Here is a 12404-nt window from a genome sequence, read left to right as displayed (position 1 = left end):
GATGAAAGGCTCCGCCCATGGCTGACAACAATCCGGCGATTGCGAGGCACGTCATCGTTGTCGGCGCAGGCGCAATGGGACGCGATATTGCAGCCATGTTCCTGGCCAGCGGTTCGAGAGTGGAGATTGTGCTGCGCGATTCGTCAAAGTCTGAGGCGGCTTGGGAAGGAATTGCAGTCAGCGTCGCCGAGACCGGACGTCCATTCGAAGCTTCGCGAGTAACGATCCGTTCCGATATGCATCGGCCGGACTGGAGGAACGCCGACCTTGTCGTGGAGGCGATTCCGGAAGATCTGGCGACGAAGCGCGCCATTTTCTCGGAGATTGCGGGACGCGTGGCAAGTGAAACGATTGTCGCGTCGAACGCATCAGCGATTCCAATCAGCGCCATCGTCGAGGGACTGTCGCTGGATCATAACGCAATCGGCATGCACTTCTTTCTGCCTGCACATCTTGTACCATTGGTAGAGGTCGTCTGTGGTCTGAACACCGATCCGGCCGTGGCGGACCGCGCCATGTCGATGCTGTGCGCCGCCGGTCGGGCGCCGGTGCTCGTGCGCCGCGATACGCCGGGATTTCTGGCCAATCGAATCCAGCACGCCATGATGCGCGAGGTCTTTGCCGTCATCGACGAAGGTCTGGCCTCTCCGGAAGATGTCGACGCGGCGGTTCGGTATAGCTTCGGCATGCGCTTTCTCGCCGCGGGGCCGTTGATGCAGAAGGAATTGTCCGGCCTCGACACGCAGATGGCTGCTGCAAGAAGCATCTACCCTGTTCTGGCGAACAACATCGAGCCTGGTCCAAGCTTGGAGGCAAAGGTAAAACAGGGTCACACCGGCCTGAAGGCGCTCCACGGTTTCTGGCAGTGGACGCCGGAAGAGGCCGAGCGCGTCCGCAACGAATTTCGTGCGGCTCTGATACAGAGCCTGGACCTGCTCAACCGTATCGATCAGGCGGCTTCGCATTAAGATGTTCTAGCAACTGCCTCGACCGTGGACGTCAAATCGTCACATTAATTTCCTTTCTTTCCAATTGCTTGCATGTTTTGATTTTTCGGGCTGTGTCAAATGTTAGAGACAGGATAGCCGTCCGGAAAAGGAAAACCCCAGCAGGGATATGTATGTTACGGTTATCTACAGTCGACATTTCCTCGGGGAAGTATTGCCCTCAGAATACATGGTAGTTTCGAAAGACAGCGCGCCCGCATGATTTGTTTTCATTGTACACACCAGGTGGGGAGATTGGCCTGAATTGTTGTCAATGTCCCGGTTGACAAGGGAATCGTACGAAAATGAAATGCGCAGGCAGTACATCTCGCAGTTTTCGAAAACAGACTGGAGGCCATAATTCGAATTCAAATATTGGCGTTTAACTACAGGAACCACTCAGAACTCTGGCCGGCTGTTGTGGTAATTTGGTTTGATGGCGGATGAGTTATTCTGTAAACCACGATCCCTGAGCGCCAGTTCTATTTGTGCATGGAACCAACGGGATCGGCGCCCTTGGAACCGACTTGGGATTAATGAGGCAAATGGAAGATACAGATCACGCAGCGGAACACTTCCCGATATTCATTACACAACCAGGTCACACCGATGTTCTGTTGGTGATCACGGCGATTTTTCTGGTCGCCATCGTGCTGATGGTCGGCAACCTGTATTTCCAGTTGCACGCGCTGCCAGAACGGATGTCGCACAAAACCAACAAGCTTCAGCTGGAGATCGTTGCTGTTCTTGCGCTCATCTCGCTGTTTACGCACAACCATCTTTTCTGGATTGCGGGTCTGCTGCTTGCGATGGTCACTGTTCCAGACTTCACGACGCCACTGAACTCGATCTCCGATTCGCTGCGCAAACTCTCTGGCCGAGGCTGGCCCGATAGCGACGCCGCTCTGGAAGCCGGGGCCGGCGACAGCAGGGATCTGGCCGAGCCAACAAATCGCGAAGCAGAAAAGGATGCATGATCGATGCTTGAGTTACTGATTTGCTCGATGATCACCATTCTGCCGGACTATCTGTACCGTCGCTATGGGCAGGGAAAACGGATCGGACAAGAAATAACCATCTATACGATGTGGTACGAGTTGCGCTGGGGCATTGTCAGTTGCCTCCTGCTCACGATCAGTCTTGTGACTGTCGTGTTCTACTATCACCCATCGACCAAATTTGCCGCGTCGATGTATCGGACGGTGACAATCCTTCCTGAAGGCGGCGGTCGCGTTTCGGAAGTGTTCGTCAAGAACGGTGAGGTTCTCAAGGCGGGACAAGAAATTTTCAGACTTGATGATTCGGAGCAACGCGCAGCTGTCGAAACCGCCAGGAAGAGCATCACCGAGATCGACGCCGCAACCGATGTCGCCATTGTCGACCTGGAAGCCAGCAAGGCCAAGGTTGCGGAAGCCCAAAGCGCGTATCAGCAGGCTCTCGATGAGTACAATGTCAGGGCTGAACTGGTCAAAAAAGACGTTGTCTCCCAGCGCGAGGTTGAAAGGCTGCAGAATGCGGTTGACGCGCGCCAAGCCGGAGTAGATGCGGCGCAGGCGAACCTGAAATCGTTGGAGACGAAGATCTCAACCCAGCTTCCCGCCCAAAAGGCCAGCGCCGAAGCGAGATTGGAAGAAGCTGAAGTCGCCCTATCCAAAACGGTTGTCCGGGCGGGAATAGACGGGACGGTCGAGCAGTTCATCCTGCGGCCGGGCGACTTCGTCAGTCCGATTTTGAGGCCTGCGGGCATCATCATTCCGATCGAAGCTGGCCGTGGCATGATTCAGGCCGGTTTCGGACAGATTTCCGCGCAGGAAATCAAGCTGGGAATGATCGCCGAGGCGGTATGCGTCTCAAGACCGCTCTCGATCATTCCTTTGAAGGTCGCCGACATCCAGGACTATATCGCCGCCGGTCAGGTGCGTCCGAGCGACGTGCTGATCGATACGCAGCAATTGCGCGAGCCCGGTTCGCTTCTGGCTTTTCTCGAGCCAGTCTATGAAGGCAGTCTCGACAGTATACCACCCGGCAGTTCCTGCATCGTGAACGCCTACACGAACAATCACGACAGGCTGCAGAATGAGGATCTCGGCTTTTTCACATGGCTTGGTCTGCATATGGTGGACGCCGTCGGGCTCATTCACGCCGTCATCCTGCGTATCCAGGCCTTGCTGCTGCCCTTCAAGCTGCTCGTGTTCAGTGGCCACTGACCGAGCGCTGCGATCGTAGCGCCTGATCGTCGGCCTTCATTGCATTCAATGAGGCGGATGCAAGATTCCTGCGGGGTATTGCCGCACGCGGCTAACGAGCCCCAGTTCAGAAAACCAGCAATTCGGCCGGCGGAAATCAGCCGCCGTCGGAGCATCTGGCCAGGTAGATCCTGATCTCCGCTTCCAGATCCGAAATGATCGATTGATATTCAGAAATTCGTGCGGACTTGGCCGAAGACTTCTCCATGCTGGAGAGGGTTATCAGCGCCAGGCTGTAGTCTTCGCAGAGGCTGCGGAAGGACTCGCGGGAATAGTACAGACTCGCCGCGACAGCAGAATCGTTCGGAAATTTCTTGAAAATCTGACCCAAGTGAAACTTTACAGCTTCCTCATTTGTCATCAGAATACCCAAGCTCTCAAATAGAAATCGAAATCTAAATCCGCTAAGCTGTTTCGGAAGTGAGCTACTCCCCGATCGTTGGACAGTTTTCAGCGTAAATTAAGCTACTCTCTGCATCTGCTGATCGGGTTGGTTTTTGCGGATTGCCTGCCAGTAGACCACGGCAGGCGGCTTGCCGCCAAGGGCGGTGTGTGGGCGTCTCCGATTATTGAAGTCCATCCACTTGCGGATACCGGCCCGGGCCTGTGATCCTGTCTCCCAGGCGTGCAGGTAGACGCACTCGTATTTGAGCGTGCGCCACAGCCGCTCGACGAAGATGTTGTCGAGGAACCGCCCCTTGCCGTCCATGGAGATGCGCACTCCCATTTGCCGCAGCCGGTCCGTCCATGCAAACGACGTGAACTGGCTGCCTTGATCGGTGTTCATGATCTCCGGGCTGCCGAACTTGTGGACCGCCTCGTTTAACGCTTCGACGCAGAAGTCGGCTTCCAGCGTGTTGGAGATGCGCCAGGCCAGAACCTTGCGGGTGAACCAGTCGATGATCGCGACCAAATAGAGGAACCCGCGACGCATCGGCAGGTATGTGATGTCCGCAGCCCAGACCTGGTTCGGTCGGTCTACGCGCAGCCCCTTCAGTAGATACGGCCAGATCTTGTGCCCCTTCGCCGGTCTTGGTGTGTTGGGCTTCTGGTAGATCGGCATCAGCCCCGTAAGCCGCATCAGCCGGCGAATGCGTTTCTCGTTCACCCGATGGCCCTCGTTCTTCAGATGCCACGTCATCTGGCGGACGCCGAAGAACGGTGTCTCCAGGAACTGCTCGTCGATCCGGCGCATCAGGATGAGATTCATCTCGGTCTCGCCCTTGGGCGTGTAGTAGAACGACGACCGGGAGATCGACAGCAGCGTGCACTGCTTGCCGACCGACAATCCGGGATGGCCCGGTTCAATCATGCCGCGTCTCACTTCACGCCCCAAGGCTTGAGCTTTCGTGACAAAAAATCGTTGGCGATGGCCAATTCCCCGATCTTGGCGTGGAGTTCCTTGACCTGATCTTCGTCGATCTCCGGCCTCCGCCGGCCACCACGCTCGAACACACCCGAGGCGCCTTCCAGCAGCGCTCGCTTCCACTGATGGATCATCGTCGGGTGAACTCCGAACCGACTGGCCAGTTCCGATACCGTCTCCTCGCCCTTTACAGCTTCCAGGGCGACCTTCGCCTTGAACTCCGGCGAATGCTGCTTGCGTTTCGACATCTCTGATCTCCTTCTCGTCGAAGACCAGCAGACAACAAATCGTAGCCTACGTCAGTGTCCGATTTCCGGGGAGTAGCTCAGTCAGATTTGTGCCAGTTTACTGACACAGTTCCCGCTTCGGTCTGCAAGTCGCTGCACGAAGCTGCACGTACTGAATTATTTTTCTTGCGCTTTTTCGGGACTTTCGCTATCTCGCCAGACGGGACACCTCTCCCCAACGAGAGGCTGACTATCTGGAAGGATAGAGACATGACAGGTATCTCCAAGCCGGACGTGCGTCCGGTTAATCCCCGTTTTTCATCCGGCCCCTGCGCCAAGCGACCGGGCTGGTCCCCGGAAGCCCTGAGCGACGCCGCTCTCGGCGTTTCGCATCGCGGCAAGGCTGGTAAAGCTAAGCTCAAACAGGCGATCGACCTTACCCGCGAGGTGCTCGGCGTTCCCGACGATTATCTCGTCGGCATCGTGCCGGCCTCCGACACCGGCGCCGTCGAAATGGCGCTTTGGTCGCTGCTCGGCGCCCGCGGCGTTCACATGGTCGCCTGGGAATCCTTCGGTTCCGGTTGGGTCACCGACGTCGTCAAACAGCTCAAACTCGACGACGTGAAAAAGCTGGAAGCCGATTACGGCGAATTGCCCGATCTTTCGAAAATCGAATTTGATCGCGACGTCGTCTTCACCTGGAACGGAACGACGTCCGGCGTTCGCGCGCCGAATGGCGATTTCATTCCGGACAATCGCGAAGGTCTGACGATCTGCGACGCGACCTCCGCCGCATTCGCGCAGGCGTTGCCGTTCGAAAAACTCGATGTCGTCACCTTCTCCTGGCAAAAGGCGCTGGGCAGCGAAGGCGGACACGGCATGCTGATCCTCAGTCCGCGCGCCGTTGAGCGGCTTGAAAGCTATACGCCGGCCTGGCCGCTTCCGAAGATCTTCCGCCTGACGAAGGGCGGTAAGCTGATCGCCGACATTTTCGAGGGCGCGACCATCAACACGCCGTCGATGCTGTGCGTCGAGGACTATCTTGACGCGCTGAATTGGGCGAAGCGGATCGGTGGTCTTTCGGCCTTGCTGGCGCGCGCCGACGCCAATTTCGCCGCCATCGACAACTTCGTGGAAAAGACCGGCTGGATCGCCAATCTGGCGACCGATCCGGCGACCCGCTCCAACACATCCGTGTGTCTCAAGATCGTGCATCCGGCTGTGGCGTCCCTTCCTGCAGACGAGCAGGCGACATTCGCCAAGGGCATTGTCGCGCATCTCGACAAGGAAGGCGTCGCCAGGGACATCGGCGCCTATCGCGATGCTCCGGCTGGCCTGCGCATCTGGGCCGGCGCGACGGTCGAAACATCCGATCTGGAAGCGCTGATGCCCTGGCTTGACTGGGCCTTTCATCAACAGCTCGGTTCGCTGAAGGCGGCCGCCTGACGAAATCAGGGGTCGCTTGCACGCGACCCCTCTCCATTCCTCATTCGAAATTGCGTTTCAAAGGAGGCCTTCATGGCGCCACGCGTTCTCGTATCGGACAAACTGTCCGAAACCGCCGTCCAGATCTTCAGGGATCGGGGCGTAGAAGTCGATTTTCTGCCGGACGTCGGCAAGGACAAGGAAAAGCTTCAGGAAATCATCGGCCAGTATGATGGTCTCGCCATCCGCTCCGCCACCAAGGTCACTCAGAAGCTGATCGAGGCGGCGGACAAGCTGAAGGTTGTGGGGCGCGCCGGCATCGGGGTGGACAATGTCGATATTCCGGCGGCCTCGCGTCGTGGCGTCATTGTCATGAACACGCCGTTCGGCAACTCGATCACCACCGCCGAGCACGCCATCGCCCTGCTGTTCGCCGTCGCCCGGCAAATTCCCGCCGCTGACGCCTCCACCCAGGCCGGCAAATGGGAAAAGTCGAAATTCATGGGCGTCGAAATCACCGGTAAGACGCTCGGGCTCATCGGCTGCGGAAACATCGGTTCGGTCGTCGCCAGCCGCGCCATCGGCCTGAAAATGCACGTGGTCGCCTTCGATCCGTTCCTCTCCGCGGAGCGGGCGGAAGAGCTCGGCGTTGAAAAGGTCGAACTCGAGGAGCTCTTCAAGCGCGCCGATTTCATCACGCTGCACGTTCCGCTGACCGACAAGACCAGATCGATCATTGACGCCGAAGCCATCGCCTCGATGAAAGACGGCGTCCGCATCATCAACTGCGCGCGCGGCGGTCTCGTTGTTGAAGCCGATCTGGCCGCCGCCATTCGCTCCGGTAAGGTGGCGGGCGCCGGTTTCGACGTCTTCGAGGTTGAGCCCGCTGTCGAGAGCCTGCTGTTCGGCTTGCCCAATGTGGTGTGCACGCCGCATCTGGGCGCCTCGACCAACGAGGCGCAGGAGAATGTCGCCCTGCAGGTCGCCGAGCAGATGTCCGACTACCTGCTGAAAGGCGCCGTTGCAAACGCGATCAACATGCCGTCGATTTCCGCGGAAGAGGCGCCAAGGCTGAAGCCTTTCGTCAAGCTCGCGGAAGTGCTCGGCGCCTTTGTCGGTCAGGTGACCGAGAGCGCCATCAAGGAGGTCGAAATCCTCTATGACGGCAGCACGGCCAATATGAACACGAAGGCGCTCACCAGCGCTGTTCTGGCGGGACTGATCCGCCCGCAGGTCGCAGACGTCAACATGGTCTCTGCGCCGATCATGGTGAAGGAGCGCGGAATCATTCTCTCGGAAGCGCGGCGCGACAAGTCCGGCGTGTTTGACGGCTATATCAAGCTGACGGTCAAGACGGCTGCGAACACGCGGTCGGTCGCAGGCACCTGCTTCTCCGACGGCAAGCCGCGATTCATCCAGATCAAGGGCATCAATCTGGACGCCGAGGTCGGCGCCAATATGGTCTATACGACCAATGCTGACGCCCCGGGCATTATCGGCATTCTGGGCACGGAATTCGCCAACGCCGGCGTGAATATCGCGAACTTCTCTCTTGGACGGAACCGGCCGGGCGGCGATGCAATCGCGCTGCTCTACGTGGATGACCCTGTGAGCGAGAAAGTGCTCGACTCGGTGTGCGCTCACAAGGAAATCCTGTCGGCCAAGCCGCTCATCTTCGACGTCGCGTAGACGGGTCTAAAGGTGGTTCAGCCGGATTTCTGGGCCGTATCATGACCTTGCTCGGCGAGCGTTATCCCGCCGAGCACCAGAACAATGCCGGCGATGTGATAGAGCATGAGTTGCTCGCCCAGGATGGCGACCGCCAGTCCGGTCGCGAACAGCGGCACCAGATTGATGAAGGCGCCGGCGCGACCGGCGCCGATCAGCTCGTTTCCACGGATATAGAATATCTGGGCGAGAATCGACGGAAACAGGGCGGCGTAAATCAGAACCACTAGACCTTGCTTGTCCGGGAGCATTGCTTCGCCGGCTGAATATTCCCACAGTGTTACCGGAATGCACCCGATGAACGCAGACACGGACAGTGTCAGCATCAGGCTCGCCCAGTGCAGGTTGGGTTTCCAGCGCAATGCGAGAGTGAACGCGCCGTAGCTGACAACGGCGAGCAGTATCAGCCCGTCGCCAAGGCCGACGTCGAGGTCCGCCAGGCGTGAGAGCTGTCCATGGCTTGCAACGGTGGCGACGCCCGTGATCGTGATCGCGAACCCTATGACCTGGAAACGCGTCGGGCGGCTGCCGAAAATCAGAAAACTCAGAATGAATATGAACACCGGCATCGAAGCCTGCTCGATCGCCACGTTGAGCGCGCTCGTATATTTGAACGCGATATAAAACAGGTTGTTGAAGATCGTGAAGCCCAGCGTTCCCAGAGCGAACAGATAGGGCAGGCGGTTGCGAATGATCGGCCACTCTTTCTTCAGATGAGGCCAGGCGATTGGAAACAGGATGACGATGGCGATGGTCCATCGCAGATGCGTCAATACGGCGGGGCTGATATGACCGACCGCCAATTTTCCCACAATCGTATTGCCCGCCCACATCATGGTGGTTGCTACCAGCAGGACATAGGCGCGCAGGCGCATTGGCGAACTCTCGTGTTGGACCGGTTCTTCGGCGGAATGCCGGGGTAGGGGATTTTGGCGGGTGTGTAAATGGAGTTCACCGCGAACCTCAGATCGCCGCGGTTCTCATCTGAATACATATTATAAATATTACAAATAGTATATCACGAGATAATTTCCCTACTTTAACATTATTTGAAAGTATTTTTATATAGAGATCAGAATAGGACTCATTGTTGTCAATTAATAAACTCATTTTGAATGCGGGGAATATGCATTGAAAGGTGGATAAGCGAAATTTGAGGGATTTAGATATGAATTTCAACGGTTTTGTTTCGGTTTCTGCGCCACTTATTACGTCATTACTTATAGGGCTCGGTCTGGCCGGAGGAGTGCGTGCAGAGTCTTTTTGCGGCGAAGAACTCACGCTCACAACAATCGATTTTACCAGCAGCGGGGGGCAGAACGCCTCCGTCGAAGCGGCGGCGAACACAGCGCGGTTGAGCGCGGAAGGCGGCGCCGCCGGCTCAGAGAACAGTTCGGCAGCGGAGCTTGGATTTCGTTTTACGCCTACGATCAGCGGACCCGTTCATGCGTCATTCAACGGTATTCTGGCGGTTGGCGAACTTCATGGATTTGGCAATATCAATGCCGGATCGATCCGGGTGGAAGCCAAGCTTCGCGACCTGACGAACGATGTCGAACTGGCGAGCGTCGTCGCAGTGGATCACAGCGAAAACGGCGCGCCCTTCACCTCGACCATCCAGCCAGTAAACGCCATCCCCTTCGCTCCCACTGAAATGGATGTAAACCTGACCGCCGGGGTCGAATATGCGGCGTTCATACGGGCGCGGGCGGTCGCGAACGGCCTGCAGGGCGATTCCGATTTCCGCACTGGAAGCCGCAGGGTCGAACTGGCGGGCGTGGTGCTTTCCACGGATCTTGACGATTCCGATGGCGATGGTCTCTACGACCTCTGGGAGACACAAGGGGTAGACGCCGACTGCGATCCTTCCAACGGCGTCGACGTCGACCTCGTGGCGATGGGCGCCAATCCCAACCACAAGGATCTGTTTCTGGAAATTGACTGGATGCCGGGCGCCGAACCAACCCGTGGCATGATTCAGGCGCTCAAGAATGCTTTTGCGCTCGCGCCCAAGGATGCGGGCGGCATCGTCAATCCAGACAATGCTGACGGGATAGAGGTCCATGTCGACGCGGGCAATCTGATCGATCCTTCCGCGGCGGAGGATGGCTTTTCCAACGGTAGCTGCAACGATGGATTAGACAACGGGTCCGACGGCTTTGCCGACGCGGGCGATACGGATTGTCTGGTCGGAGACATCGCCTTTTCCGATCTGGCTGCCGGGGGCGGTAATCTCGGGAGAGGCAATCAGGTCCCTGTCGCGAACATTACGGATCTCGGCACGGATCAGGATGGCGATGGCGAAGTGGAGTTCTATGAAACCCGCAATGACAATTTCGATGAAGAACGCCGTCAGATCTTTCGTTACGTGATGAGCGCGCCGCGCAAGGGATCGCTTCTCGGAGAAGCGGAACTCGGCGGCAATGATGTCCTGATTCTTTTGGCGCCGGAGACCGTCGGCTGCCAGGCCCCGCAAAACGGCTTGCTTCCCTCAGGGACGGGATCGGCGACGCTCATGCACGAACTCGGCCACGCGCTTGGCTTGCGTCATGGGGGCGCTCCGGGCGAACCGAACAGGAAGCCGAATTTCGTCAGCATCATGAACTATGCCTACACTTTCGGGATCAAGCAGGAGAATCCGCTAACGGCAAGCGATCTCGACGGCGACGGCGTGAAAGATTGCCGTATCCTGGACTATTCGCCGCCACGCGTACCGGGCGGTCGCGTTTCGGCTCCGATCCCGCAGCCCGACGGTATTCTCGATGAAGACGATCTGGATGAAGGCAAACGAACCGATCCGAGCGACCAGGCAAATCACATAACCTATTTCGACCAGACCGCCGGACAATGGGTCGATTCGCGTATCGATCTGGCCATTGACTGGGACGGGGACGGCAATACGGGTGAGTCCGGGGTCGATTCCGATATCAACAACGACGGTGATTTGGAGGAACTTTCCGGCTTCAACGACTGGGATGCGATCGTGCTGAGCCAACTGGACTTCGACGATTCGGAAACCGGTCCTGTCAGCAATCTGGCGCAGGCAATCGAGGTGGACGATGGCGACGAGATACTCGAAATATACGAGCAAACGCTCGCGACCGATTTTCAGGTCGAAAAGCAGGTGGTTTCGGACTTCGTGGTCGCCGGCCAGAGCCTCGACTACGACATCACCGTCACCAATAATGGCCCGAACCGAGCCGAATTCGTTCTGACGGACAGCTTTCCCGAAGAGGCGGTGCTAATCGACGTTCCGGGTGGATGTGGGCTGTCTGGAAATCAGGACGTTTCCTGCGATCCTGTCATGCTGGAGGCTGGAAAAAGCGTGAGTTTCAAACTCGGCCTGCGCCTGAGAGCAGATCTGGATTGCGATGGCGCACAGTTCCTGACCGTAAACAACAGGGCTGTCGTTGAAAGCATCACCGGCAAGGAGCTGGACGAGGACAATAACGAGACGGTCGTCGACGCGCGGGCCTTGTGCGTCAAATACGAATATGCGGCGAAGTTCGCCTGCGGCGAACAGACGAGCCTGCAGCCCGCGCCTCTGACGCGCGGTATTTATGCGACCACGGTCAATATCCATAATCCGAACGACGAACAGGCGCATCTGTTCAAGAAAGTGGCCTTGACCTATCCGCCGGCGGCGCAGAAGCCGGGCAACGTCTTTCCGCTGGCCATTGACGAACTCGCATATGACGAGGCCTTGAAAACGGATTGTACCGAGATTTTGAGTAAAGCGTCGGACATTGCCGGAAATCCCGTCCCGTTCACCGAAGGATTCGTGGTGGTGCAGGCGCCAAGATCGCTCGACGTGTCTGGACTGTATTCGGTCACGACGGCGCAGACCAGCATGCATGTCGAGCAGATTCGGGAGCGCATTCGCAAACCTGTTGAAAAGGAGCCGCCGTCGCGTGAGAAGCCGGATCTTACGCCGCTCAAATACGCCTGTGTTCCGCCGGGGCCGGGTGAGGGCAACAGGCCGAAGGAGATAAGGGTCTTTGTGCGGAATCTCGGACCAGGGGCGGCGCCCGCCTCGATCACCTCCGCCCAATTCGGCGCGCTTGCCGTCCCGGATGTTGATACCCCCGCGCTTGCGAGCGGTGAAACGACGGAGATCGGGTTTCCGATTCCGGAGCACTGTCCCGCGGCCTGTACATTCAATGTTATGGCGGACGATCCGAAATCGATCGATGAGACCAACGAAAGCAACAACGTTCTTGAAGGGCAATGCCTGCCCCTGCCTGGATGACAAGGGTGAGGCAGACGGCGGTCGTTCGTTTGCCATTGTCGGCTGACCGGGCGTTTGGTAGAACACGCCGATCAAAGCGCCGGGTCGATATCTTTTGTTGACGGAAATAAACGCCAGATCGGTTGAGCCGGATCTACGTGATGACTGTTCGCGGTGCGCGGCCCTGTGCTGCGTTTC

The 12404-nt window shown here is 57.8% G+C and carries 9 protein-coding genes; 6 read left to right on the top strand and 3 right to left on the bottom strand.

The genetic code is table 11. The annotated features are described in order from the left end of the window. The first annotated feature begins 17 nt into the window (after positions 1-17). The 3 genes from AAFN47_RS07580 to AAFN47_RS07570 all read left to right on the top strand — a co-directional run bounded on the left by AAFN47_RS07580 (position 18) and on the right by AAFN47_RS07570 (position 3193). Positions 18-968, top strand: coding sequence for a 3-hydroxyacyl-CoA dehydrogenase family protein (locus tag AAFN47_RS07580; RefSeq protein ID WP_499808596.1), 951 nt, complete (start codon positions 18-20; stop codon positions 966-968). Positions 969-1531: 563 nt separating this feature from the next. Beyond that, positions 1532-1963 (top strand): hypothetical protein, encoded by a 432-nt coding sequence (locus AAFN47_RS07575; protein ID WP_499808699.1) that lies wholly within the window; start codon positions 1532-1534, stop codon positions 1961-1963. A gap of 3 nt (positions 1964-1966) precedes the next feature. Continuing rightward, positions 1967-3193 (top strand): HlyD family secretion protein, encoded by a 1227-nt coding sequence (locus AAFN47_RS07570; protein ID WP_499808595.1) that lies wholly within the window; start codon positions 1967-1969, stop codon positions 3191-3193. A 136-nt stretch (positions 3194-3329) separates the two neighbouring features. Here the strand turns inward: AAFN47_RS07570 and AAFN47_RS07565 are convergent, their stop codons facing one another. Further along, on the bottom strand, positions 3330-3593 hold the full coding sequence (locus AAFN47_RS07565) for a hypothetical protein (protein ID WP_499808594.1): 264 nt from the start codon (positions 3591-3593) through the stop codon (positions 3330-3332). 99 nt (positions 3594-3692) lie between these two features. Then, positions 3693-4846, bottom strand: a protein-coding gene (locus AAFN47_RS07560; protein ID WP_499808593.1) for an IS3 family transposase whose coding sequence is annotated in 2 segments (ribosomal slippage) — positions 3693-4555 and positions 4555-4846 — 1155 coding nt in all. Because the reading frame shifts where the segments join, the coding sequence is not laid out codon by codon here. 249 nt (positions 4847-5095) lie between these two features. On the opposite strand from AAFN47_RS07560, the gene AAFN47_RS07555 reads away from it, so the two are divergent. After that, the gene (locus AAFN47_RS07555) at positions 5096-6271 is read left to right on the top strand and encodes a phosphoserine transaminase (RefSeq protein WP_499808592.1); all 1176 of its coding nucleotides are present in this window, start codon (positions 5096-5098) and stop codon (positions 6269-6271) included. A 72-nt stretch (positions 6272-6343) separates the two neighbouring features. Next, on the top strand, positions 6344-7939 hold the full coding sequence (gene serA / locus AAFN47_RS07550; protein ID WP_499808591.1) for a phosphoglycerate dehydrogenase: 1596 nt from the start codon (positions 6344-6346) through the stop codon (positions 7937-7939). Positions 7940-7956: 17 nt separating this feature from the next. Here the strand turns inward: serA and AAFN47_RS07545 are convergent, their stop codons facing one another. Then, entirely contained in the window at positions 7957-8853 is an 897-nt protein-coding gene (locus AAFN47_RS07545; RefSeq protein ID WP_499808590.1) for a DMT family transporter, read from the bottom strand. 371 nt (positions 8854-9224) lie between these two features. Between AAFN47_RS07545 and AAFN47_RS07540 the strand changes: the two genes are divergently transcribed. After that, positions 9225-12227, top strand: coding sequence for a CARDB domain-containing protein (locus AAFN47_RS07540; protein ID WP_499808589.1), 3003 nt, complete (start codon positions 9225-9227; stop codon positions 12225-12227). Positions 12228-12404: the final 177 nt, after the last annotated feature.

It is taken from the genome of Hoeflea sp. CAU 1731 (assembly GCF_039888615.1).
Lineage (GTDB): Bacteria > Pseudomonadota > Alphaproteobacteria > Rhizobiales > Rhizobiaceae > Flavimaribacter.
Note: the sequence above shows the minus strand (reverse complement) of the source record. Positions and strands in the feature narration are given on the sequence as shown.